Origin of the sequence: Paenibacillus sp. FSL R7-0297 (assembly GCF_038009025.1) — a bacterium.
GTDB lineage: Bacteria > Bacillota > Bacilli > Paenibacillales > Paenibacillaceae > Paenibacillus_AQ.
In genome coordinates this window covers 5,088,076-5,112,650 of the sequence record NZ_JBBPAQ010000001.1, presented here as the reverse complement: position 1 = coordinate 5,112,650, position 24,575 = coordinate 5,088,076, and the positions used below count along the sequence as shown (strand labels likewise).

Below are 24,575 nucleotides of genomic sequence, written 5' to 3'. Positions count from 1 at the left end.
GCCAGGACAAATAATGTAAAGGAGCAGAAGCGATGGAAAAATATACGATAGGTATCGATTTGGGCGGAACGAATATCAAAGCTGGATTGTTCGATGGGGATTACAGAGCAGTCGGTGAGCTGTCTCTGCCAACGGAAGCGGCGGCAGGGCCGGCGCATGTGCTCGCCAGGATCAGGCTGGCCGTTACACAGCTGACAGAGGGCAAAGGGATAGATCAGCAGCAGATCACCTGTATGGGGATGGGAATTCCCGGTCTGCTGGACCCGGAGGAAGGCCTGTCCATCTTTTCGCCTAACTTTCCCGGATGGGAACAAATACATATAGTGAATGCAATGAAGCCCTTTTATAATTTTCCGGTCTACATCGATAATGATGTACGGGTTAACTTATATGGGGAATGGCAGCAGGGAGCCGGACAAGGATGCCGTAACCTGGTGCTGCTCACACTTGGAACCGGACTGGGCTCAGGCATTGTCCATGACGGCAAGGTGTTGTACGGAACAACTTTCAGCGCTGGTGAAATCGGACACATGAATATGTACAGGCAGGGCAGGCCCTGCCGCTGCGGGAGCTCCGGCTGCCTCGGGAGGTATGTATCTGCTGTAGGCATGGTCCATACATTCAAGGAGAAGCTCCGGGAAGGAAGGAGCAGTCAGATCCTGGCCTGGACGAATCAGGATGACGGCCAAATTACCGCAAAGATGATCTCGGAGGCTTATGATCTCGGGGACCCGCTGGCGGTCGAAGTCATGCATGAAACCGGAGAGCTGCTGGGGTACGGTCTGGCAAATGTAATTAATCTGCTGAACCCGGAGCTGATCATTGTTGGAGGCGGCATGGCTGCCGCAGGAGAACGGCTGCTTGGCAGCGTCCGCGGCACTGTAAATGCTCATGCGCTGAAGCTCTCAGGAAGCAAATGCAGGATCGTTCAAGCCGAATTGGGCGCCAGAGCGGGCACACTTGGCGCGGCGGTATATGCGGACCAGAGACTGAATGCTCTAAAATGATGATTGACCGGGACAATGATCTCCTGAAATTGATCGGCGAAGACTAACTATGAGTGATGCAAAACTATTGAATTACAATAATTCACCATATCTACATATTAAGGACCTCAACCGACAATAATCGTCAAATTATCCCAATGATGACAGCATATTCTTGGCTGTATACTAATAACAGGTTAAGAATTCGGCAGCAGTTCTTTATCCGCAGTTTCTGTGGAAGCGGCATGTAACGGTTCTTCATAACTGCTAAACATCATCCCGGGCAGACTGAATAAACCGTGAAGCTGGTGGCTGAAGGTATTCATCCGCTCGATAAGGAGCGAGGTAATGTTATGAATCTCGTAATCGGAGGCAATGGCGGTTTGGGCCATTCCATCACCCAAGAATTACTGTGGCGAGGTAAGCTGGTAACAGCGACCTATCATCGTTCTAATGAGGCACTAAGCAGATTGAGAGGACCGCTGCTGACTATGGTTTCACTGGATATACAAGATGAGAGGGCACTTGCTTCTCTGCTGACAGGAGTGAGAACGGTCTACTTCTGTCTTAATGTGCCTTACCAGGACTGGTACACGATCATGCCCAAAGCGTTGGAACGGGTAACCGCGAAGCTGCATTCCGGGCAGACGCTGGTATTTCCCGGGAATGTCTACGGATACGGCAGATTCCAATACCTTCCCGCTGATGAAAGCCATCCCAAGGCGGCTCTTACCCGTAAAGGGAAGCTTCGTAACCAAATGGAAGAGCTGCTGAAGAAGCAGGCAGCGGAGAACGGCTTCCGCAATGTCATTCCGCGTTATCCCGACTACTATGGCCCCAACGTTACGAACAGGGTATTCGGACCCATATTTAACGGAGCGCTGCAGGCCAAAACCATCGCCTGGCCGGTCAGGCTGGATGTTCCCCATGATCTGATCTATATCCGCGATGCGGCTAAGGCAGCAGTGCTACTGGCGGAAAGCGGGGAAGGAGGGGAGTGGCATGTGTCGGGCTCCGGGGCGATTGAGGGCCGTCAGTTCCTGAATATCATCCAGGATGAAGCAGACAGTCCAAGGAAATGCCGGACACTCCCGGGCTGGGCCGTTGGTTTGGCAGGTATATTCGATAAAGAAGCTAAAGAATTCCATGAGCTGCTATACGAATTCCAGTATCCGCTGGTGCTGAGCGAGAACAAATTCATGAAGCGGTTCCCGGAATATTCTCCAACCGCCTACAAGGATGCAGTCAAAGAAACCTTGGGCTGGTTCCGGGAGCAGCAGGAATAGACAGGAGAACCAATAGGAGGCTTAGCCGTTCATGCATATCATTGCCGTATCACTCGGGACCGCTTTTTCGGTTCCTGAGTTGCTGCCCTATGTGTCACCAGAACGCCGGATGAGCAGCAGCCGGCTGAAACGTGAAGACGATGTTCGCAGGTCTCTTATCGGAGACATCCTTGCCCGGATGTTCGCTATGGATATGGAGGGGATGCGGAATGATGAGATCTGTTTTGACCAAGGGGTGTTTGGCAAACCCCGGCTGTCTGCTATGCGCGTACCGTGGGACTTTAACCTCTCACATTCGGGGAAGTGGGTGGCAGGTATCGTCAGCCGCAAGGGACAGCGGGTAGGAATCGACATTCAGAAGATGGCAGCCATAAATCCGGTACTAGCCCGGTACAGCCTGTCCCCTGAAGAAATGGAGCGATACCAGAGCTTGAAATCAGAGGCTCAAATACGCTATTTCTATGACTTGTGGACGCGGAAGGAGAGTTATCTGAAGATGGAGGGCATTGGCCTGACGATTCCAATCCGTTCTGTATTGTCCGAGCAGTACGCTTTGAAGTATGAGCAGTCTGTGCTTAGCGACCGGCTGCCCGATCATGCGTTCAGGCAATATCCGGTAGATCCGGGCTACGTGCTGACCGCTTGTTCAACAGATTTCCGCTTTCCTGATCAGTATTTGGTGGTCCGGGCTAAGGATCTCGTCGAAGTGTTTCTGCGGCGCTGCCGGCTGCAGGCGGAGCAATCTGCTCCAGAACCTGACGGACTCACCGTCTTGTAGGGAAGAGGGTACCCGACAGCCGGCATAAGTTTTACTGGACGCAGTATATCCTTGCACGGCGCTACACTTACATACAGCAGCGATTGCCAGCATGGCACCGCTGCTTTTTTGGCTAGTATTTCCATTCAGTGCATAAGTTCTAAGTCTCAGAATTGTACGCGATCCGGAGTAGCATGATATGCTGTAGATATTGAAGCTCACAGGAGGGTAATGATGAAACGAGACATTCAACATGTGCCTTATGGTTATGAACCGCCAGCCGGTGAACGCAAAGGAACCTTGATCTTCTATGATTCATTCGAGCATATCTCGGATATGGATTTGCTGAAGGCGGCTGAGACAGCGATAGAGCGAAAATTCACCAAGCTGGTGCTGTATCCGCTGCATGAAGAAACCGTTAGACGGATGACGAAGGAGCCGGTGCAGGCTTTTCATAAACGGGAGGACCGGCTGCATGAGTGGAAAAGAGATCAGGGCCGGTCTTTCATTACGGTGGAAAGTCTGGAGGGGAAACGCAAGAAATACACCCCGCTCGATTCTGCGCTGCGCCATATCAGTGAGGTCTATTCCGCTCCTTACTTTCTCTATCTGACTCCGGAGATGGCAAATCTGTTCGCGTCTTATTCCTCCTTCGAGGAATGGATCGTCAAGCTGCGTTTGCTGGTATCAGAAGCGCCGGCACAACTACATCCGCGGCTGGAGAAATTCCGTCATCGCTGGGATGTGGCTGGCGAAGGCAATTAGGTAAATAGTTGTATACCCTATACCCGTGGGAGGGCGATGAGCATGAATGAGGCCTATCAACTCAATGTTAAATTGCAGCCCAATGAGACGCTTGCGCTGATCAAAGAGGGAATGCCGCAGGAGTCGGAGCTGCTGTACGAGGAGCTGAATGATCTCGGTGAAGGCAAGATGATCGGGACGCTGGTCTATGAGCGGTATTATTTTCGGTCCGGTAATCAGGCTGCGCTGGTGATCCTAGTCGATAATCTGAAGGGCAGAAGTAATGTCCGGCTTATTCCGGCGGGAGGCTCCAACGGGTTGATCCTTAAGCTCGATTGGGGCGCCGGCAAAAGCTTCGCTTCTTCGGTGGAGCGAATTCTGGCGGATTATATTGTGGAATAAGCGGGGAGGTTAAGGAGGGGAGCTTGGAGGGCCAGTGTAGGTCCGGCAGCATACTGCTGCTGCGGCTTACTGGCCCTTTAAGATTCACCGCACGGGCAGCACGGACTCCTGCTTATTTGTGGAGGGCTGCCTGTTTGCGTCTATAGGTATACATTCTCCACTGGTAGTGGATGAAGCACCCGATGCAGAAGCCGAGGATAGCTACTGTGGCTGCTACCGCAACCATGATCGAGAAGATATAAGCGGCTACGGTCCAGCCGGCAAGGAAGCTGACCAGCCCTGCAGTCAGGCAGAAGACGGCAATGCTCTGGTTGAACTGCTGCTGTTCCCAGTCTTCCAGTACATAGGCGGAGCGCTCCTTAGTCAGGAATTTCGCCGCAACCTTGATCACCGGATTATATCCGAAGATTAGGCCAGACAGTCCTGCGGCAAGCGGCAGGGCAAGAATCCAGTAAGCTCCCGTAAATAGTGACAATAATACAGAAATTACGATAAAAGCCTGATTAGTTCTGACTAACGGCCGGGGAATTCCCTTAATGATTGAAGGCTCACTCATTAAAACCACACCTTTCGCATTGGAATAATTAAATTATAACCAATGATCTGCAATGTGGCAATCGGTAAGCGTAAACATTAAAATTTGAAATTATTATCCATTGACAGCCGGAGCCCACTCGTGGTTTTATTATGTAGACCAATTGTTATAAAAGTGCAGAAACATCTATAAAGGAAGTGTCCGGCTTGTCAAACAAGCATAATGCACGTGAAGCTATTCTGGATACGGCTTCAAGATTGTTTTTCACACAGGGCTATCATGCAACCGGGCTAAATCAGATCATCAAGGACAGCGATTCGCCCAAGGGATCATTGTATTATTATTTTCCTCACGGCAAAGAAGAGCTGGTGTTGACCTGCATTAACCGGACAAGTGAAATGGTCTCCCAAAATTTGCGGCATTATGTAGAGAGTGAAGCCTCACCTGCCCAGGCGGTGCAGAATTTCATTCTGTCTATAGCCAGGGAAGCGGAGGAATCTTCTTTCGAAGGCTTGGTGCCGTTCAGCTTCTGGGTAGCCGTTGAGACTTCCTGTGTCAGCAATGAGCTGAGGACTGCTTGTCAATGTGTGTTCAAGGATTGGCAGGATGTGATCGCCCAGCGTCTGATGAAGGAAGGCATGCAGGAGGAAGCTGCTGTGCGCAAGGCGACTGTTGTGGTCTCCTTGTTTGAAGGTGCGCTGCTGCTGGCGTTGACCTGCCGAAATGTCCAGCCGCTGGTTGCAGCAGCAGAGAGTATTCCGGCAATACTGGCTTAAGGTTTCAGAGAACCATCGTACCAACGCAATACTGCAATACAGCAATAAATAGAGAGAGAACAAACAGATTATCAGGAGGATATGAGAGTGAACGCAACTATGACTGGTAAGGGGCACACAGAGCCCCGCAAATTTAAGACCCTTCCAATTCTCGTCTCCTTATTGCTTGCCGGATTTATCGGCATGTTCAGTGAGACCGCATTAAATGTAGCCTTAAGTGATCTTATGAATGTATTACAAATTACTCCGACCACAGCGCAATGGCTGACTACTGCTTACCTGCTGACGCTGGGTATTCTGGTTCCGATCTCCGGGCTGCTGCTGCAGTGGTTCACGACCAGACAGCTGTTCATTGCTGCACTCTGCTTCTCGATTGCGGGAACATTCCTGGCTGCAATGGCGCCGAGTTTCGAATTCCTGCTTACAGCGCGTGTGGTTCAGGCGATGGGAACTGCACTCCTTTTGCCGCTGATGTTCAATACGATCCTGATTATTATCCCTGCGGAGAAAAGAGGCGCAGCGATGGGTCTCATCGGACTCGTCATCATGGTAGCTCCAGCGATCGGCCCAACCATTGCGGGTCTGCTGATTGAGAGTCTCAGCTGGCACTGGATCTTCTGGCTGTCCCTGCCGTTCCTTGTGATCGCGCTGTTCAGCGGAATTTTCTTCATGCAGAACGTCACAGAAGTGACCAAGCCGAAGATTGATATCCTCTCGATCGTATTATCGTCACTCGGTTTCGGCGGCGTTGTGTATGGATTCAGCAGCGCCGGTGAAGCGGAAGGCTGGGGAAGTCCGAAGGTGATTATCGCCATTGCTATTGGTGTAATTGCGCTCGTTCTATTCTGCATCCGGCAGTTGACGATGAAGCAGCCGATGATTAATCTGCGTGCCTTCAAATTCCCGATGTTCGTGGTCGGTGTTCTGATGGTCTTCATCTGTATGATGGTGATTCTGTCCTCGATGCTGATTCTTCCGATGTACCTGCAGCAGGGACAAGGCTATACTGCGTTCAAAGCAGGCTTACTGCTGCTGCCAGGCGGAATTATCAACGGACTGATGTCGCCGGTGATGGGACGCCTGTTCGATAAATACGGTCCGAAATGGCTGGTTATTCCAGGACTCGTGCTCGTAGCTGTCTCGCTGTGGTTCTTCTCCAGTATTACAGCAACTTCTACCGTTATCTTCGTAATTGTACTTCACAGCGTGCTCATGATCGGAATCTCGATGATTATGATGCCTGCCCAGACTAACGGGATCAATCAGCTTCCGCTGGAATACTATCCTGACGGTACAGCGATCATGAATACTCTGCAGCAGGTTGCAGGGGCGATTGGTACGGCTCTGGCAGTAAGCATTATGACCTCCGGTACCAAGAGCTACATGAAGACTGTAACTGACCCTGGTGATCCGCTGAATATTGGCGCTGCATTTACCCATGGGGTACAGAATGCGTTCATCTTCGGCATGGTGATGGCCATTGTCGGTCTGGTTGTTGCTTTCTTCCTCAAACGTGTTATTGTCTCGCACAAGACACAGGCTTCCATGCACTAAACTAATCTTCTTATACAGCAAACAGCACATCCGGATTACGGGTGTGCTGTTTTTGTTATGTGCAATATGGAGCTCACAGAGCATTGATTGTAAAAAATCCTGCCCTAAATATAACATTTCTCTCATGATAACGCTCCTAATTCATAATTGTTGTAAAAAAGGATTCATGGGTTTAAGACGATGATTGGACATCAACTGGGAATTAAAGTATATTAAGCATAGATTAACGATGTATTAGTGAATTGCCATACGAACGGGAGGGGACGTCAATGAAAGTCAGCAAAGAAATGCTGAAGGGCAGCACGGGGACCTTAATTCTCACGCTGCTACTCGATAAGCCGTTATATGGCTACGAACTGATTAAAGAGCTGGAGCAGCGCTCGCAGGGGGTATTTTCCCTGAAGGAGGGCACGCTCTACCCGATACTTCATGCGATGGAGAGCGAACGCTGGGTGGAGGCGTATTGGCTTGAGGTAGAAGGGCGCAAACGCAAATATTACCGGCTGCTGGATGAAGGCAAGGCGAAGCTGCAGGAGAAGAGAGCGGAATGGAATCTTTTCAAAGGCGCGGTGGATTCTGTGTTGGGGGAGGGCGGAGCATGATGGAGCAGCGGAAGAAGCTGGACAACTATCTGGACAGGGTGTGTGCAGAGGTTAGAGCCAAAGGGATGCACAGGGAGATAAGGGAGGAACTCAGCGGGCACTTCCAGGACTTGATGCTGGAGCGGCAGCAGCTTGGTGCAACTGAAGAAGAAGCACAGCAATATGCTATCGCGCAAATGGGTGATCCGCAGGGGGTCGGCCGGGATCTGCACAAAATCCATAAACCGCGGATTCCGTGGGGACTGCTCACAGCAGTAATGATGTTGTCAGCTGTAAGTCTGCTGGGGATGGGGGCGATAGAAGCCGGAACCTCCTTCAACCCGGCCTTATCTGATCTGACGATGCGCCAGACGGTGTATATCAGCCTTGGGATCGCCGTTATGACAGGAATGTACTTCGTCAATTTCAAGCTGCTTCAGAGAGCATCAGGATTCATCTATGCTGCAGCATTAATGGCTATAGTTGCCAGCCTATGGCTGGGACCTGAATTAATCAATGGGAACAGACGCTATGTTGGTTTTTTGGGCTTATATTTTGATCTGGTTGGATACAGTCCTTATCTATTTGTTATCGCTCTGGCAGGGATATGGACCAGCCGCAGCTTTATGCTGAAATGGAGCAGACGGACCAGGGAATTAGCGGAGTTAGCCTTACTGCTGCTGCCTGCGGCGATCTATGCGGCGCTCCGGTCTTTACCGGAGCTGGTGGTTTATTTGGCAGTATCGCTGACGCTATATGTATGGATAACACGGCGCTGGATTACAGCCGGATTAATGGTTATAACATTTGTGTCGGGCGGAGCCATCTATGTTTGGAATAATTTGAACTTGCGTGACAGGGTCATCGGAGCGATAAATCATAATTATATGCTTAATGGCCCGGGTTACCTCAACCGCAGAATTCACGAGACCATTACATCCGCAGGCTGGAGAGGGTATGGCTTCGGAGGTGGGGAAGAAGGACTGCCGTATGCGTATTCGGATCTTTTTCCGGTATTTCTGGTTCAATGCTTCGGCAGGGCCGGGGGCTTGCTCTTCATTGCGGCAGTGGGCTGGTTCGTTCTCAAAATGATCTCCTATACCCGCGCTGTACGCGATACCTACGGGCGGATGCTTATCCTTGCTCTGGCTCTCATGTTAGCCATCCGCTTAGTTTATGGTCTATCGATCCTCAGCGGAAGAATGCCAATCACAGCTATACCGTTCCCATTCCTCAGCTACGGACAGCATGTCTTCATTGAATTCGCCGCTGTCGGGCTGCTGATGGGTGTCTACCGGCGGAAGGATATGCTTCCTGCGGATACAAGTCTGGACTTAACTATGGACGCCTAGTGCTGCTGCACGTATACTGGTAGGGTGAAAAATACGGACGAGGCAGGAGAGGGGTTAGCATTGTGATGAAGCTGCGAATTACAGGCAGAAGGTTGGGGCTGATCTCATGTGCGATTATCCTAGGCGGAGCTGCCCTTCTAACGGCAACAGCAGCCACAGCTGCTGCTCCTAAGATACAGAATACAGCCGCAGCCCCGGCGCAAAGTAGGGTGGAGAAGAAACACAACCTGCCCGGCGGTTTTGTGTATCTGGATGAAGTGATTCCTAAGGCGCAATATGAGATACGCTACTACAGTGAGAATAATTTCACCGGAACAAGGGTGGACGGGTATAAGGCTCCGCTGGCGATTTTCTCGCGGACTGCAGCCAATGCGCTGAAGAAAGTCAGCGATGATCTGGACGGCAAAGGTTATATCCTGAGAATCTATGATGCCTACCGTCCGCAAAAAGCCGTTAATCACTTCGTACGCTGGTCACAGGATGCCGCGGATATTAAGATGAAGCAGCAGTATTATCCCAAGCTGGACAAGCGTAATCTGTTCAAGCTGGGCTTCATCTCCAAGAAATCAGGGCACTCGCGGGGCAGCACCATCGATCTGACACTGGCTGATAAAAAAACGGGGGCGCTGGTTGACATGGGCAGCCCGTATGATTTCTTCGGTGAGATTTCTTACTATAATACTACTCTGGTCAACAGTACCCAGCATGCCAACCGTAAAGTTCTTAAGGATGCCATGTCGAAGCAGGGCTTCAAGCCCTATACCAAGGAATGGTGGCATTTCACACTGATCAAGGAGCCGTATCCGCGGCAGTATTTTAACTTTAATGTGGAGTGAGGCTGTTCCAAAGCTGCGCAGAACGGTTAATGATTAATGTAAGTTTAGTGCCTGAAGTTTGCGTGCATAATAATTATATTACAGGAGAGGTGGGATCGATTTGAAGAACAGAATCGTAGCCGTTTTCCTAAGTGTACTGTTATTGGCAGCAGGATCGGGAGTATTAACCGGTAATAGTGTCCACGCAGCCCCGGGTGTAAATATTATAGTGAACGGACAAGCCTTGCAGCTGGATGGACCGCAAACCTATACTAGTGGAACAACCCCAATGCTCCCGCTCCGGGAGACTTCGGAAATCCTTAAGTACAAGACTACCTTTATAGGAGCTACAGGGCAGTTTAAGCTGAACCGGTTCCAGGAAACGATTGAATTCAGGCTGGGCGGGAAAGAGATCCTTCTGAACGGCAAGGATCGGGTGGCTTTTACAGATAGCATTGAACTGAAGCAGCAGCGGGCCTATGCACCATTGTCTTTTTTTAGAGCGATAGGGCTGGTTACATCCTATGATCCGGCAAAAGCTCAAGTTGAGATCTACTCACCGGAGGTAGCTGCCGGAGCGGTAGCCGGATTGCTGGCCGCAGGCAACTATACGGGACTCCGCGAGCGTTACTTCGCTGTGGAAGCAGAGCAGCCCTCGCTGCCCGTCATTCAGCAGAGCTGGGAGGGTGTAAGTGCTCCGGCAGGCCAGTACTTCGGAGTGAAATCTACGGAGAGCCGGCAGCATGAAGGGAATATGACAATAACAAGCGTGCTCTCCTTCTCCAAATCCGAGGCGCTACTGACACTGGAGCTGAATACATCGGGCAAAATCGTGAAGCTGGGTCTGGCGGCGCTGCAGGCAGCGGAAGTGCTGGCCAACCCGTCGAAATAACAAATAACGGATCATTCATAGCAGGAGCATCTCACAGCTGTAAACCGCTGCCGGAGATGCTTCTTTTTTATTAATGACCAACACTTTTGAAAATTTCTGAAAACTTCTATTGACAGATCACTCCAAAGAGAGTAACTTTAGATTCTGATTAAACGCTGTTTAAATCATTGATTAGAAATTGTGGTGAAGGAGGGCGACAACCTGCATTATGGTTAAATCCGACAACAAGGCTGATCCTTCAGATAAAGATACGAAGCAGATTATACTCGATGCTACCGTGGATTTGATCCGCGAGGAGGGGTTCAGTTGTATCACCCTTCGGAGTATCGCAGCAAGGGCAGAGACGAATCTTGCACTGGTGAATTATTATTACGGCTCCAAGGAAAAGCTATTTGGCGACGCAGTGAAGAAGCTAGTGTCTACATTTGATGATGCCTTCAAAACACTGGAAGATGACAGCCTGCCGCCGAAGGAGCGGATGAAGCTATTTTTCATGCGATATATTATGAATCTCAGCCGTTACCCGGGAATGGCCCGGCAGATGCTTGATCAAAGACATCATATTATGGGCTCACAGGATGAATATGCGAAGTACTCCAAATTGATGAGGCTTGAACGCATTAAGGAAGTGCTCAGTGAGATCACAGGGGAGCAGGACCGCGACAAGCTCATGATGATGATGATGCAAGTCTATGGGGCCATTGTTTTTCCGGTAATTATGGTCTCCAGCCTGCCGAAGGACCGGGAGGATCTCAAGGAGTTCTTCAGGCTTTCGCCGCTTGAGGAGCAGATTGATGGGTTATTTGAACTTTATTTTCATAAGTATAACTAATTATAAACAGAGAAAAGAGTGGAGAAGAGAATGACAAACGCCTCAAATAAAGGAAACAGTGCAGCAGTGGAAGTACCGTTCTCGCTGAAAGCCATTATTCCGCCGTTAATGGCTATTATCGTCGGCATGATTATGGTTATCTTGGACAGCACTGCTGTAAACGTTGCGGTACCGAATCTGGTGCAGTATTTCGCAACAGATCTTAAGACCGTTCAGTGGGCCATTACGGGGTATACACTGGCGCTGGCTGCTGTAATTCCGCTGGCTGGCTACATGACTGACCGCTTCGGGTCCAAGCAAGTCTTTCTAACGACTATTGTTATGTTTGTATTGGGGTCCGTTCTTTGTTCGGTTGCCCAGACCTCGACGCAGCTGGTCATCTTCCGTGTCATACAAGGTCTTGGCGGCGGGATGGTAGCTCCAATCGGTATGGCAATGGTCTTCAGACTGGCTCCGGCAGAGCGCAGAGGTTCTATTATGGGGATGCTCGGTGTTCCCATGCTGCTGGCTCCGGCACTTGGTCCGATCCTCTCCGGCTGGCTGGTAGAATACGTGAGCTGGCACTGGATCTTCCTGATCAACCTGCCTATCGGTATCGTTGGTATCATTCTGGGAGTTAAATATCTGCCTGTTACCGAGAAGAAGGGCAAAGCGCATCTGGATATCTTCGGTATCATTCTGGCTCCGCTTGCGTTCTCCATGCTTGCTTATGGCGTGAATCAAGGCGGAGGTGAAAGCTGGACCTCGACGGGGGCTCTTGTAGGTTTGTCTGTCGGTGGTGTGGCGCTGGTGCTGTTCGTCATCGCTGAGCTGCTGCAGAAGCATCCGTTGCTGGAGCTGCGTGTCTTCCGTTCATCGGACTTCACACGCGGCATTATCCTATCCTGGGTGACCCAGGCTGCCTTATTCGGTTCCATGCTGTTCGTTCCGCTGTATCTGCAGCAGATCCGGAACTACACACCGCTTGAGACAGGTCTCATTCTACTTCCGCAGGCGCTGGCATCCGGTATCGGTATGCCGGTGGGGGGCCGCTTATTCGATAAGATTGGTGCACGCCCATTGCTCTTTGTCGGACTCAGTATCATTTCCACTGCACTGTTCCTGTTGTCCGGTGTTACAGTAGACACCAGTCTTCCCGTTATCATGGGCTGTCTTGCTATGATGGGTCTGGGAATGGGCTTGTCGATGATGCCGGTCAACACCCATGTTCTGAACTCCGCGCCGCGTGAATGGGTTGGCCGGGTGACTCCGCTTACCGCCGCAGCCCAGCAGGTTGTTGTATCCTTCGCGGTTGCCGGTATGACCGGATACTTAACCAGCCAGATTACCGTTCATATGGGTGAGATGGCTGCCGGAAGCAACCCGCTTGTCGCCGCTGTTCAGGGTTTCAATGATGTATTCTTCCTCTCCGCCTGCATCGCGCTGGCCGGAGTGGTCATCAGTCTGATTCTGCGCAAACCGAAGACAGCCGGTTCCGCCGGAACTCCGGAAGGCCAGCAAGCGGACGCTGCTGTAATGATGGGACATTAATTCATATCTTGGGTTTACGACCGTCGCAGCATATCGCTGCGGCGGTTTTTTCTGATTTCACCCCCGTTGTTGCGATTACGATTCGAAATCCTGAACAAAATACAACATTTCTCCCAACCCTACGGGTATCTCGGTATCAGAGTTGTACTACGTACAACATTTATGTCCTTACAGCAAGAACTTAAGTAATTCAATTGCTGTCATCTTATAGTACGGCTATACAGAAGGGCGAAAGGAGGAATTAGAGGTATGCTGTTCTTCTTCCTGGAATCGAAGACAGAGAGAGCAGATCAGAGCCATCATCGGGAGGCTATAGATTAGCCCGCCGTTTCTTAAGCGTTCTTGCCGGGAAAGGGGCAAAGTGCAATCTGCCGAGCAGCTCGGAAGCTATAATGCCCAGCAGGACAAGGGCAGCGCCGGTGTAACCTTGCAGCGAAAGCTGCTCATGTGCGAACCAGTAGCCGAAGAAAGCGGCAAAGACCGGTTCCAGGGCGAAGATTAATCCGGTGCGGGTCGGCGTTGTGTATTTCTGGGCAACGGGCTGCAGGATGAAGCCGCAGGCGCTGCAGAAAATTCCGAGTGCGAGGATGGCGATCCAGCCGGGAAGAGTCGAAGGCAGTGCGGGAGTCTCGAAGACAGCTGACAGAATCAGGGCATATCCCCCGGCGAAGCCCAACTGGAGAATGCCGATATTCAGCGAATCGCTGGATTGTACAGCCCTGCTGGTGACTAGGATCTGTACGGCGTAGAATACAGCAGCCAGAATACAGAGCAGATCACCGGGCCGGATATGCAGCGAGCCGTTCAGGGTGAGCAGCCCGATACCGGCGATGGCCAGAATGGCTCCGAAGATCTGAGGAGGTGCGACTTTCTTTTTGAAGATTAGCACATCCAGCAGCGGTACAAACACAACGGTCAAGGCGACGAGGAAGCCGGCGTTTGAGGTCGTAGTGGTCTTCAGTCCGAAGGTGATACAGGTGAACACGCCGAGTAGAAGGAAGCCAAGCAGAGCTCCATATTTCAATGTTCTGGCGTCCACACCGCGCAGCCGTTTGTGGAACAGCAGAGCCGCCAGAATGAAGGCCAGCCCGAAACGCAGTGCAATCAGATTGAATTCTCCCAGTGTGCCGAGTCCCATTTTCATGAACAGGTAGGAGGAACCCCAGAACATCGTTACTACTATGAGCATCAGCTCGGCCTTTAGCGGCTTCATTCCATCATCATCCTTCTTTATTCCAAGTGATTATAGTATAATACGCTCAAATACATAAGGTAACTGAATGTTTATCATATGAAACATGAGGAAATCTCATGCAAACTTGGAGGACAGCGATGAGCATAGTCAAATACGAAGTGTTCCTCAAAGTCGTTGAACTGGGCAGTCTGACCAAAGCCGCCGAGGTGCTGGGCTTCACCCAATCCGGTATAAGCCATACCATCAGCAGTCTGGAGAGCGAATTCGGATTCCCGCTGCTTGTGAGGAGCCGTTCCGGTGTCAAGCTGACAGTCAATGGGGAGCAGGTTATTCCGCCTATCCGCGAAATCCTCAAATGGAATGAGCAGCTGAAGCAGCAGGTGGCCGATATTCATGGTCTGGAGACAGGGACCATAACAATAGGCACCTTCACAAGTGTATCCGTTCATTGGCTGCCGGACATGATCAAACAATTCCGGAGAGAGTACCCTTACATTGAATTCAAGCTGATGGAGGGCGGGTATCTGGAGATTGAGCAGTGGATTGAGGCCGGGGTGGTCGATTGTGGCTTCCTTTCACTGCCTACCAGGGAGAAATTCGAGGTGTTTCCGCTCAAGCAGGACCGGATGCTGGCCATTCTTCCGTTAGACCACCCTCTGAGCAAAGCCCCGTATATGCCGCTGGCCCAGATCGCCTACGAGGATTTCATCATTCCGAGGCCCGGCTCGGACTATGATGTGCAGCGGGTGCTGGAGAAAGCGGGGATTAAGCCGAACATCAAATTCTCGGCCGGAGATGATTATGCGATTATAGCTATGGTGGAAAAAGGCCTGGGTATCAGCATCCTCCCGGAGCTGGTTACCCGCTTCCAGCAAGAGCATGTGGCGATGCTGGAGCTGGAGGAGTGCAGCTTCCGTTCTCTGGGCATTGCGGTCAGCTCAATGAAATATGCTTCTCCTGCAACGAAGCGGTTCCTGCAGCATGTGCAGAATTGGTCGCCTGGCCAAGAAGGGATTTGACGGGGAAGTAAAAGCAGCGATTCTCCAATAACGGGAATCGCTGCTTTTTTAACGTTCGAAGCTTTTGAGAAATTTGAGAACCTAACTTGTCAGTAGAATATCTACTATTGGGACAGCCTCTACTTGGTTTTGCTTAATTGGCGCCCTTCTTTGTCGAGAAACAACAGCTCGTAGTATTTTTTCGGCCGGCCTTTACTGTTGTCACGTTTCTCAAATACCGTTTGGACGTATTTTTTTTCTTCAATTTTGTTAAGGATACGGTTTGCACCTTTGACGGTCATGGACAGGCACCCAGCAACATCCTCAGAGGATAATTTATTGGTTCTCATAATTTCTGCGTAGGACATGATTTTCTGCAAATTGATGTTGTTTATTCCAATATTTTTGGCCAATGCGATGATTTCCGGGTCCCCCTGTTCAGAGAACTGAATGACATTCATGCTCCGCATTGGGCCGATAACCTGCTGATCCTCGTTAATAAAAAAGCTGCAACTGCCCGTAAAGGCTTTGGCCTGTCTGTAAGCTTTGGTGGCGTTCTCGTTAGCTTGAAAATACTCATGTCCTGAGCCCCACCCGATCTTCACCTTGTAGCTTACGTACTCTTCCAGATACTCCAGCAGGGAGCAGTTCTGCGCGCCAGAGGTAATTTTCATGAAATTTCCGTAGGTGGTGTATAGTCTGACAAAGCCTTCCGAAATTTGGGCTGTGTCGGCAAGATTCACGCTGCGCAGAAACCTGCCGACAAGAATTTTCAGCTCATGAAGCTGCTCTTCGGATGGCGGCTGTGCCGTTTTGGTCGATACACATGCTACAACTGCCCTCTGGCTCTTAAGTTTGAGGATGGTAATTTCGTTGATGATCTCTCTTAGGGTTTCTTTAACATCTTCCAAAGTGGGCCGGATCAAGATATATCTGACTCCGTGCTTTTGGAGCTCTGGAACGAAGTGGCCGAACGCCGTAATGGACAGGTCAATCTTCTTGTCTTCCCACAGCGTGATATGGTTCTCCAGCATGGTCTCCACCCGTTCGAGCAGATCTTCGCCGTCAATGGGCTTTCCATCATGAGTCAGGTATTGTTGGAATTCACTGAAAGAATCAATGATATACGCATAATCCACATAGATCCTCGATATATCAAGCCCTGGTTCTGTGACCAGCAGCCGGAAAAGTTCTCTATACAGAAGATTCTCATTATCCTGCAAAATGTGAATAGGGACCTTCTCATCCAGGCAATCCTTATCTATTGACTCATAAAGCATCCTGCCGCTGACCACAAATCCATCCACTGAACCTAAGTTCTGCAGATATAGGTCTGTTGTTTCCCTGAAGTTGCTGACAGTAAGGAACCGGAACTGGCATAAGGGCCGCATTTCTTCTTCAATAGCGCGGAAATAATCCATATGGGTCTCTGGCGTGATAATACCCAGCTTGATTTTCATAGTAGATTCCTTTCATAAACAGTTCAATCAAAAGAGTTATATCACAATAAATGTGATATTACAATGTTCCGGCAGCCTTTAAAATAATGTTCTTAAAATGTCTATAAATATCTTGACAGCGAAGGAATTTAAAAGTACGATGATTATGTTCTTAAAAAGTCTTAAAATGTGAAGGAGGACATTTAAACTCTGTACTTACATTCATTCAATTTATGTTGCGGGAGATGTTCATTGTGATTGAAGAAGCTGGAGACTATTTGAGTATGGCTCATCAGCTGCAGGACAAATTGGTCATGTTCAGGCATCATCTTCATGCGATTCCGGAGCTTGATTTAAGTTTGCCCAGGACAACTGCTTATGTAAAAGAGGTGTTGGAGTCGATGGGTCTTAAGCCCGCTCCAGTAGGGGAATCAGGTCTAACGGTTACGATTGGCGGGCAGCATGACGGGAAGGTGGTTCTTATCCGTGCAGATATGGACGCTTTGCCTATTGCAGAGGAAACGGAGCTTTCTTACGCGTCGTTGAACGGGAACATGCATGCTTGTGGTCATGACATGCATACTTCCATGCTGCTGGGAGCGGCGGAGATCCTGAAGGCTAACGAAGAGCAGCTTCGCGGGACGGTCAAGCTTATGTTTCAGCCGGGTGAAGAGACGCTGCATGGGGCAAAAATGATGCTTGAGAGCGGGATTCTCGACACTCCTAAAGTGGATGCAGCTATGATGCTTCACGTGTTGACCGGAATGCCACTTCCTATCGGACAATTTGTAGTGCCTGAGGAAGGTGGAGCGATTTCTGCTTCTTCGGATTGGTTCGAAATCATCATCCGCGGAAGGGGTTCACATGGCGCAATGCCCGAGGCCGCAGTGGACCCCTTAAATGTGGCTGCTCATCTTCATCTGGCGCTGCAGGGTATACTTAGCCGTGAAATTTCGCCAATTGAACATGCAGTCCTTACCATCGGCGTGATGGAAGGCGGAAGTACAAACAATGTGATTCCCGATACGGCCAGATTGAAAGGCAGTGTACGCACATTTAACGCCGCACTGCGGGATAAAATGGAGATCCGTATCCGCGAAATTACAGCAGGTATCGGAGAAACTTTTCAGGCAAAGCTGGATGTGATCTATTCGAGGGGTTGTCCTGAAGTGAAAACGGATGGCGGGCTTAATGAGCAAATGAGGATTTCGATTGAAAATACCTTTGGTGACGGTTCCTACATTGGTATAACTGAGCTGGTACCCGGCGGTAAATTAATGGGATCAGAAGACTTCGCCTTTGTCTCACAGGCGGTGCCAAGTACCACAGTGTTTCTTAACGCAGGCAATATCGAAGATGGTTATAGTTACCCTGTACACCATCCGAAGACGATGTTCTCGGATGAGGTGCTTCATAGAGGGGCTGCGGCTTATGCAGCATTTGCCAGAGACTGGCTTGAAAATAACGGTTAAGCTCTAAACCAAACTTAGGAGGAATTACAATGACAGAGAGACGTATGATTGGACCCACCAAATTCGAAGAGTACTCGGAGAAATACAAGGAATTCCTGTTAATGACCCGCCGTGACGGAATCATTGAAGTGCGTCTTCACACGGGCGGAGGTTCGTACACGCACAATTGGGAAGCTCATACCGCCTGGTCTCATGCCTGGTCAGATATCGGCCGTGACCCTGAGAACGAAGTCATGATTATTACGGGAACTGGGGATAAATGGTTGATTGGCGACCCAGAGGTCTGGAATACTAAATTTATGGATTGGCCGAAGCAAAAGAAGCTCGAACAGTATCATGAATCGCTGAGACTGCTTGAGAACCTGATCTTCTGCATTGACATCCCGACCATCGGGGCAATCAATGGTCCGGGAACGCACTGTGAACTCGCGACTCTCTGTGACATTACCATTTGTACCGAAGACGCCGACTTCTTTGATCCGCATTATCTGGGAGGCACACCTCCCGGAGATGGAATGCTGCTCACACTGCAGAACATGATCGGTTTCAAAAAAGCAGCCTACTACGCATACACCGGCAAGAATATCAATGGTCAAACCGCATTGGACCTGGGCATTGTTAGTGAAGTTCTGCCCCGGGAACAGCTTCTGCCCCGCGCATGGGAGCTTGCCGAGATGATTATGCAGGCACCGCGTTCAACGAGACATCTGTCGCACTCTATCATCTCCCGTCCATGGAAGCAGGCTATGGTCGCCGATCAGGGATTCCAGCTTGCCCATCAAATGTACGACATGGCCATTGATGAAGAAGGTGCTCTGGAGCGCCTGAAGAAAATGCAAGGGCGCCTTATGGGCAAAGATGTTCAATAGAGAGATGACGGGACCTACACGATTCGAAGAATATTCGAAGAAGTACAAGGACTTGTTCATCATGACCCGCCGCGGCGGCATACTCGAAGTGCGTATGCACACCGGCGGGGAACCGCTTCAATTTGACTGGTCGGTACAGACTGCCTACGGTAATGTATGGTCAGATGTGGGCCGCGATCCTGAGAATGAGGTGATGATCCTTACAGGCACAGGAGAGCTGTGGCAGACAGGCAATCCTGAAGTCTGGAACACCAAATTCATGGATTGGCCGAATCGCCGGAAGCTGGAGATGTACCATGAATCGCTCAGAATGATTGAGAATATGGTTCATTGCCTTGATATCCCCACCATTGGGGTGATCAATGGCACAGGCTCACACTGGCAGCTGGGGACGCTGTGTGATATTACCATTTGTGCAGAAGACACTGTGTTCTTCGATGCCCATTACCTGGGAGGAGTACCGCCCGGGGATGGAATCGTCTTGGCACTTCAACAACTGCTGGGAACCAAGAAAGCGGCAATTCACGCATACACGGGGATGAACATTGATGCTCAAGAGGCACTAGACCTCGGTCTGGTCAATGAGGTGCTGCCTCGTGAACAGCTTCTTCCACGCGCGTGGCAGCTGGCAGAAAGAATCATGCAGGCACCCCGCTCTGTCAGACATCTTACTCATTCGATTGTGTCGCACCCGTGGAAAAAAGCTCTTGCAAATGATCAGGGTCTACAGATTACTCACCAATTGGTTGACATGGCCATTGATGAAGAGGGGATTCATGAGCGCCTGATGAAGCTCAAGGAACGTTTTCAGGGGAAGGGTCAATGAGCCTCAAGCCGCAGGATGAAGAGCTTAAGCCAAAGACAACTGAGAAGGGATAAGGGTGCTATGAGATCGTTGACTGAGCTATTTAAGATTGGCAGTGGACCGTCCAGCTCCCATACTATGGGGCCGGAGAAGGCGGCCAGGATCTTCAAATCAGAGAATGAAGACGCAGACCAATTCAAGGCGTTAATTTATGGTTCCCTTGCCAAAACAGGCAAAGGCAATTTGACGGACAAGGCTATTCTTAGAGCACTTTCACCCGTTCCGGCGGAGGTTGAATTTGTTCCACAGGCAGATTTTGTTCTGCCACATCCCAATACCATGGACTTGTTCGCTTACAAAGACGGGCGGCAAACCTCATCTATGCGTGTTGTCAGTATTGGCGGCGGGGACATCGTTATTGAGGGGCGGGAGGAGATGCAAACGCCCGATGTCTACCCGGAGAACTCCTTTGCAGCAATCAGTACCTTGTGTAAAGCGAATCATATCTCCCTAAGCGATTACGTTGAGCAGCGTGAAGGCGAACAGATCTGGGATTTCCTCCAAGGAATCTGGGAAGCGATGAAGCGTTCGATCGACGAAGGGCTGTCTGTCACAGGTATTCTGGAGGGCGGTCTTGAAGTCGAACGCAAGGCGAAATATCTGTATCATCAGCGGGATATGGATGAGAGCCCGGAGACGAGGGAGAACAGGATCGTCAGCGCATACGCTTTCGCCGTCAACGAACAGAATGCCGCCGCCGGCACTGTCGTAACGGCCCCGACCTGCGGGGCCAGCGGTGTCGTGCCCGCCTCGCTACGTTATATGCAGGAGAAGATGCAGGTTCCGGATGAACAGATCCTCCGGGCTCTAGCGGTCGGCGGGCTCATTGGCAATCTGGTCAAGCAGAACGCGTCCATCAGCGGCGCTCAGTGCGGCTGCCAGGCGGAGGTCGGCACGGCTTGCTCTATGGCAGCGGCTGCACTGGCTGAATTGTCTGGTATGGAGATCGACCAGATTGAGTATGCGGCGGAGGTTGCTATGGAACACCACTTGGGGTTAACCTGTGATCCGATTAACGGACTGGTTCAAATCCCTTGCATTGAGCGGAACGCTGTCGGTGCGATGCGGGCGATCAATGCGCTGAGCCTGGCCAAATTCTTGTCTGGTACCCGTAAGATATCCTTTGATCTGGTTGTACAGACCATGTATGAGACAGGCCTGGATATGAACAGCAGGTACCGTGAAACTTCAGAGGGCGGGCTTGCTAAGCTCTACAAAGCATAATTTCATACTTGTGAAAAATGACGAAGAACGTCCCATGCTGCAGGTTGGCAGAAGGGACGTTCTTTTTGATATATTAGGATTCACTGTCCATTCGATGAAATACGTTTCGAGGCAACGGAAGCGATTCATCCAATCTGTGCAGAGCTGGTCATCTGCGCAAGAAGCAATTTGACGGAGCGCCGCTTGGATGAGAAAATGTATGCGTGTACATGGAGTAGTGAATTTAGTAGAGGAGGCTTCAAATGAAACAGCTACGGATCGGAATGATAGGTTATAAGTTCATGGGCAAAGCCCACAGTAATGCCTACCGCAGTCTGCCCATGTTCTTCCCCCAGGCACTCAAACCGCAAATGTCTGTCATTTGCGGACGGAATGAAGAAGCGCTGCAGGAGGCCGCCGGCCAGCTGGGCTGGTCGGAAGGTGTGACGGACTGGAAGGAGCTGGTCTCCCGCAGCGATATTGATCTAATCGACATCAATGCGCCGAGCAATGCCCATAAGGAGATTGCGCTGGCGGCGGCTGCTGCTGGCAAGCATATTTTCTGCGAGAAGCCGCTGGCGCTGAATCTGGCAGATTCGCGAGAAATGCTCCAGGCTGCAGAGGCGGCCGGCATTGTTCATATGGTTGGCTTCAATTACCGTTTCTCCCCGGCGGTCAGGCTGGCGAAACGGCTGATTGAGAGCGGGCGGCTCGGAAAGGTCTATCATTTCCGTGCCTGGTTCCTGCAGGACTGGATTCTCGATCCTGAATTCCCGCTGGTCTGGCGTCTGCAGAAGGAGATTGCCGGCTCAGGATCGCATGGGGATCTGGGGGCGCATCTGATTGATCTGGCCCATTTCCTGGTAGGCGATGTGCAGGAGGTCATTGGCATGAGTGAGACATTCGTCAAGGAACGGCCGCTGGCAACGGAGATGACAGGTCTTAGCGCCCGGGCCAGCAAAGATGCACCGCGCGGCGCAGTAACGGTGGATGATGCTACTTTGTTCCTGGCCCGTTTTGCAAACGGCGCATTGGGCAGCTTTGAGGCGACACGGTTCGCTGCCGGGCATCGTTCGACCAATTCTTTTGAGATCAATGGCAGTCTGGGCAGTGTGAAATTCGACTTCGAGCGGATGAACGAACTGGAGGTCTATCTGACCTCGGATGACGAAGATGTGCAGGGCTTCCGGAGAGTGCTCGCCACCGATCCTGCACATGACTATGCTGAAGCCTGGTGGCCGCCGGGCCATACCATTGGATTTGAGCACACATTCATTCACGAGATGCTGGAGCTGTCGAATGCGATTGCCGAAGGCCGTCAGCCTGAGCCGAATTTCCGTGACGGTGTGAAATGCCAGGCTGTACTGGAAGCTGTGGAACGTTCGATTGAAGAGCGGCGCTGGGTTCCGATATCTGAAATGTAGATACTACAATGTATAAGGGGCTATCCCAAAAGTAGACATTCTACTGACAAGTCAGATTCTCATATTTCTCAAAAGCTTCAAACGTCAAAAAGCAGTGATTCTCCCGTTACTGGAGAATCGCTGTTTTCTGTTATGGGCGTATTGCTGCTTGCTTCAATTTTAAAAACAGAGGGCTATTTACGTACCATAGAGGGTGTCAGGCCTTTGTACTGCTTATAGAGCTTCGTGAAATAATTGGGATTGTCACAGCCGACTCTGCCGGAAATCTCTGTAATGCTGAAGCCGGTCTCCTTAAGCAGCCGCTCGGCTTCATCCATCCGGCACAGGTTCACATAGTCGATGAAGGTGCGTCCTGTCAGCTTCTTGAAGGTTTTGCAGAAATGGAAAGCGTTCAGATTGACAAAGCGGGCAGCACGCTCGACCGACATTTTCTGATCGACATGTGTTTCCAGATATTCCAGCAGCGGCTTGAAGCGTTCGCGGTTGATAGAATGGCGTTCGCTCTGCTGCGCGGGAAATGTACGGGACAGGTGTGTGAAGAATAAGTGGAGCTGGTTCTTCACCACAAGCTGAAAAGCCGGTTGTTTAGCCTGCACTTCCTCAATAATCCGCTCAAGCAAGGGATAATACGAGGCGCATTCCGGGTTGTGGACCACTGGCATGACAGGAAACTGATACCGGTTGCTAAGATAAGGGGCCACATATTGCTCATGCTGGGAATCCTGATTGCGGTCCTTGAACAATGAGGCATGAAAAACAATTGAGACATAGGAAACATCCCCGCTATCCAGGCTATAGCCGACATGCAGCCCGCCGGAAGGTACCATGATCACGTCTCCGGGGCCGGCCTCATAAGGTTTGCTGTCCACATGAAAGATCGCCCGGCCTTCACGCATGACGATAATCTCGAAATGCTCATGCCAGTGCAGGAACAGGATATTCTGTTCGGGCTTGGCATCCCTGCAATGGTTGAAGAATAAGCGGAATGGATAGGTCTTCTCCTCGAGCGCAGGATATTCTTTCAGTTCTTTCGGATATGTCATAATGGCTTCAACTCCCACAAGATTCAGCTAGTTTAACGCAAGATAAGAAGAGATTTTGCCCGAAATGAGGGATATACTTGGGTTATTGAACTAACTATAAACCAATATTGGAGTGGTATACAAGATGCAGGATACAATGAGAATCGGGACACTGGTGGGAGGCGGAGATGCACTAAGAGTGATTCCGCAAATTATAGGACACGGATTCGAATCATTCAGCCTGACCTTCTGGCAGACGACGGGAAATACGGATCTGACAGAAACTGCTGCACGGGTGCGTGAATTGGCCGCGGAGCATGATTTCGTGATCTCTTCTGTAGGGATATTCGGGAATCCGCTTACAGGTACTGGGGATAACTCCGATGCTCTGGCTAGCTGGGAACGGCTGATCGATCATGCCCATTTGTTTGGAAGCGATATGGTCTCCGGCTTTACCGGACGTCTGCCTGGGGTTTCAATCGACGAATCCATTCCGAAATTCGCAGAGGTGTTCGGTGAGCTCTCCAAAAGAGCTGCGGACCGCGGTGTCAGAATCGCCTTTGAGAACTGTTCCATGGATGGAAACTGGCAATCCGGGGACTGGAATATTGCCCATAACCCTACAGCTTGGGAGAAAATGTTCAATGCGGTGGATGCCGATAACCTGGGTCTGGAATGGGAGCCCTGCCACCAGATGGTGCAGCTAATTGATCCGATTCCGCAGCTGCGCAAATGGACGGACAAAATTTTTCACGTGCACGGCAAGGACGCTACGATTGCCTGGGATATTATCAAGGAATACGGAATTCACGGACCTAAGCCGTATGTGTGGCACCGGACACCGGGCTTTGGAGATACGAACTGGACTGATGTAATCTCAATACTGCGGCAGGCCGGGTACACAGGAACGATTGATATCGAAGGCTGGCATGATCCCGTTTATCGTGATGACCTGGAAATGACAGGCCAGGTTCATGCGCTCCATTATTTGAAAAAATGCCGGGGCGGAAGCTTCGTGCCGAATCCGGTCTAATCCAGAAAGCGGG

Annotated in this window: 24 protein-coding genes; 20 read left to right on the top strand and 4 right to left on the bottom strand. The window is 50.6% G+C overall.

Features of this window, described 5'->3' with window-relative positions:
- Window positions 1-32 precede the first annotated feature (32 nt).
- The 5 genes from MKZ24_RS22330 to MKZ24_RS22310 all read left to right on the top strand — a co-directional run bounded on the left by MKZ24_RS22330 (window position 33) and on the right by MKZ24_RS22310 (window position 4,175).
- A complete protein-coding gene (locus MKZ24_RS22330) occupies window positions 33-1,007 on the top strand; it encodes an ROK family protein (RefSeq protein WP_042236158.1) in 975 nt (324 codons plus the stop codon).
- A gap of 332 nt (window positions 1,008-1,339) precedes the next feature.
- Complete coding sequence (locus tag MKZ24_RS22325; RefSeq protein ID WP_340786560.1) at window positions 1,340-2,272, top strand: NAD-dependent epimerase/dehydratase family protein; 933 nt, start codon at window positions 1,340-1,342, stop codon at window positions 2,270-2,272.
- A gap of 31 nt (window positions 2,273-2,303) precedes the next feature.
- Entirely contained in the window at window positions 2,304-3,050 is a 747-nt protein-coding gene (locus MKZ24_RS22320) for a 4'-phosphopantetheinyl transferase family protein (protein ID WP_340786557.1), read from the top strand.
- A gap of 213 nt (window positions 3,051-3,263) precedes the next feature.
- A complete protein-coding gene (locus tag MKZ24_RS22315; RefSeq protein WP_042236165.1) occupies window positions 3,264-3,794 on the top strand; it encodes a hypothetical protein in 531 nt (176 codons plus the stop codon).
- Window positions 3,795-3,836: 42 nt separating this feature from the next.
- Window positions 3,837-4,175 (top strand): DUF6054 family protein, encoded by a 339-nt coding sequence (locus tag MKZ24_RS22310; RefSeq protein WP_042236168.1) that lies wholly within the window; start codon window positions 3,837-3,839, stop codon window positions 4,173-4,175.
- Between the two features lie 112 nt (window positions 4,176-4,287).
- Here the strand turns inward: MKZ24_RS22310 and MKZ24_RS22305 are convergent, their stop codons facing one another.
- Complete coding sequence (locus tag MKZ24_RS22305) at window positions 4,288-4,731, bottom strand: DUF4395 domain-containing protein (RefSeq protein ID WP_042236170.1); 444 nt, start codon at window positions 4,729-4,731, stop codon at window positions 4,288-4,290.
- A 185-nt stretch (window positions 4,732-4,916) separates the two neighbouring features.
- Here MKZ24_RS22305 and MKZ24_RS22300 point away from each other — a divergent pair, with 185 nt between their 5' ends.
- The 8 genes from MKZ24_RS22300 to MKZ24_RS22265 all read left to right on the top strand — a co-directional run bounded on the left by MKZ24_RS22300 (window position 4,917) and on the right by MKZ24_RS22265 (window position 13,042).
- Complete coding sequence (locus MKZ24_RS22300) at window positions 4,917-5,486, top strand: TetR/AcrR family transcriptional regulator (RefSeq protein WP_340786551.1); 570 nt, start codon at window positions 4,917-4,919, stop codon at window positions 5,484-5,486.
- A gap of 99 nt (window positions 5,487-5,585) precedes the next feature.
- The gene (locus tag MKZ24_RS22295) at window positions 5,586-7,040 is read left to right on the top strand and encodes a DHA2 family efflux MFS transporter permease subunit (RefSeq protein WP_042242458.1); all 1,455 of its coding nucleotides are present in this window, start codon (window positions 5,586-5,588) and stop codon (window positions 7,038-7,040) included.
- A 269-nt stretch (window positions 7,041-7,309) separates the two neighbouring features.
- Window positions 7,310-7,642, top strand: coding sequence for a PadR family transcriptional regulator (locus MKZ24_RS22290; protein ID WP_039292805.1), 333 nt, complete (start codon window positions 7,310-7,312; stop codon window positions 7,640-7,642).
- On the top strand, window positions 7,639-8,973 hold the full coding sequence (locus MKZ24_RS22285; protein WP_042236174.1) for an FtsW/RodA/SpoVE family cell cycle protein: 1,335 nt from the start codon (window positions 7,639-7,641) through the stop codon (window positions 8,971-8,973). Before MKZ24_RS22290 ends, MKZ24_RS22285 begins: the two co-directional genes overlap by 4 nt.
- A 65-nt stretch (window positions 8,974-9,038) precedes the next feature.
- The gene (locus MKZ24_RS22280; RefSeq protein WP_081956517.1) at window positions 9,039-9,809 is read left to right on the top strand and encodes a M15 family metallopeptidase; all 771 of its coding nucleotides are present in this window, start codon (window positions 9,039-9,041) and stop codon (window positions 9,807-9,809) included.
- A gap of 100 nt (window positions 9,810-9,909) precedes the next feature.
- The gene (locus tag MKZ24_RS22275; RefSeq protein WP_340786544.1) at window positions 9,910-10,680 is read left to right on the top strand and encodes a stalk domain-containing protein; all 771 of its coding nucleotides are present in this window, start codon (window positions 9,910-9,912) and stop codon (window positions 10,678-10,680) included.
- 208 nt (window positions 10,681-10,888) lie between these two features.
- Window positions 10,889-11,512, top strand: coding sequence for a TetR/AcrR family transcriptional regulator (locus tag MKZ24_RS22270; protein ID WP_042236179.1), 624 nt, complete (start codon window positions 10,889-10,891; stop codon window positions 11,510-11,512).
- 30 nt (window positions 11,513-11,542) lie between these two features.
- Window positions 11,543-13,042 (top strand): DHA2 family efflux MFS transporter permease subunit, encoded by a 1,500-nt coding sequence (locus MKZ24_RS22265; RefSeq protein WP_042236181.1) that lies wholly within the window; start codon window positions 11,543-11,545, stop codon window positions 13,040-13,042.
- Window positions 13,043-13,352: 310 nt separating this feature from the next.
- On the opposite strand, the gene MKZ24_RS22260 is transcribed toward MKZ24_RS22265, so the two are convergent.
- Window positions 13,353-14,255 (bottom strand): DMT family transporter, encoded by a 903-nt coding sequence (locus MKZ24_RS22260; protein WP_042236184.1) that lies wholly within the window; start codon window positions 14,253-14,255, stop codon window positions 13,353-13,355.
- A 119-nt stretch (window positions 14,256-14,374) separates the two neighbouring features.
- Here MKZ24_RS22260 and MKZ24_RS22255 point away from each other — a divergent pair, with 119 nt between their 5' ends.
- Window positions 14,375-15,256, top strand: a complete 882-nt coding sequence (locus MKZ24_RS22255) for a LysR family transcriptional regulator (protein WP_042236186.1) — start codon at window positions 14,375-14,377, stop codon at window positions 15,254-15,256.
- A 119-nt stretch (window positions 15,257-15,375) separates the two neighbouring features.
- Here the strand turns inward: MKZ24_RS22255 and MKZ24_RS22250 are convergent, their stop codons facing one another.
- Window positions 15,376-16,695: a hypothetical protein gene (locus MKZ24_RS22250; RefSeq protein WP_042236188.1), complete on the bottom strand. Its 1,320-nt coding sequence runs from the start codon at window positions 16,693-16,695 to the stop codon at window positions 15,376-15,378.
- A 224-nt stretch (window positions 16,696-16,919) separates the two neighbouring features.
- Between MKZ24_RS22250 and MKZ24_RS22245 the strand changes: the two genes are divergently transcribed.
- The 5 genes from MKZ24_RS22245 to MKZ24_RS22225 all read left to right on the top strand — a co-directional run bounded on the left by MKZ24_RS22245 (window position 16,920) and on the right by MKZ24_RS22225 (window position 22,507).
- Window positions 16,920-18,146: a M20 metallopeptidase family protein gene (locus MKZ24_RS22245; RefSeq protein WP_042242464.1), complete on the top strand. Its 1,227-nt coding sequence runs from the start codon at window positions 16,920-16,922 to the stop codon at window positions 18,144-18,146.
- 29 nt (window positions 18,147-18,175) lie between these two features.
- Window positions 18,176-19,015: an enoyl-CoA hydratase/isomerase family protein gene (locus MKZ24_RS22240; RefSeq protein ID WP_042236190.1), complete on the top strand. Its 840-nt coding sequence runs from the start codon at window positions 18,176-18,178 to the stop codon at window positions 19,013-19,015.
- Window positions 19,005-19,841 (top strand): enoyl-CoA hydratase/isomerase family protein, encoded by an 837-nt coding sequence (locus MKZ24_RS22235; protein WP_042236192.1) that lies wholly within the window; start codon window positions 19,005-19,007, stop codon window positions 19,839-19,841. Before MKZ24_RS22240 ends, MKZ24_RS22235 begins: the two co-directional genes overlap by 11 nt.
- Window positions 19,842-19,901: 60 nt before the next feature.
- A complete protein-coding gene (locus MKZ24_RS22230) occupies window positions 19,902-21,104 on the top strand; it encodes an L-serine ammonia-lyase, iron-sulfur-dependent, subunit alpha (RefSeq protein WP_340786527.1) in 1,203 nt (400 codons plus the stop codon).
- A 242-nt stretch (window positions 21,105-21,346) separates the two neighbouring features.
- The gene (locus tag MKZ24_RS22225) at window positions 21,347-22,507 is read left to right on the top strand and encodes a Gfo/Idh/MocA family protein (RefSeq protein WP_042236195.1); all 1,161 of its coding nucleotides are present in this window, start codon (window positions 21,347-21,349) and stop codon (window positions 22,505-22,507) included.
- Between the two features lie 173 nt (window positions 22,508-22,680).
- Here the strand turns inward: MKZ24_RS22225 and MKZ24_RS22220 are convergent, their stop codons facing one another.
- Window positions 22,681-23,550, bottom strand: coding sequence for a helix-turn-helix domain-containing protein (locus MKZ24_RS22220; protein WP_340786524.1), 870 nt, complete (start codon window positions 23,548-23,550; stop codon window positions 22,681-22,683).
- 124 nt (window positions 23,551-23,674) lie between these two features.
- On the opposite strand from MKZ24_RS22220, the gene MKZ24_RS22215 reads away from it, so the two are divergent.
- A complete protein-coding gene (locus MKZ24_RS22215; protein ID WP_042236199.1) occupies window positions 23,675-24,562 on the top strand; it encodes a sugar phosphate isomerase/epimerase family protein in 888 nt (295 codons plus the stop codon).
- Window positions 24,563-24,575: the final 13 nt, after the last annotated feature.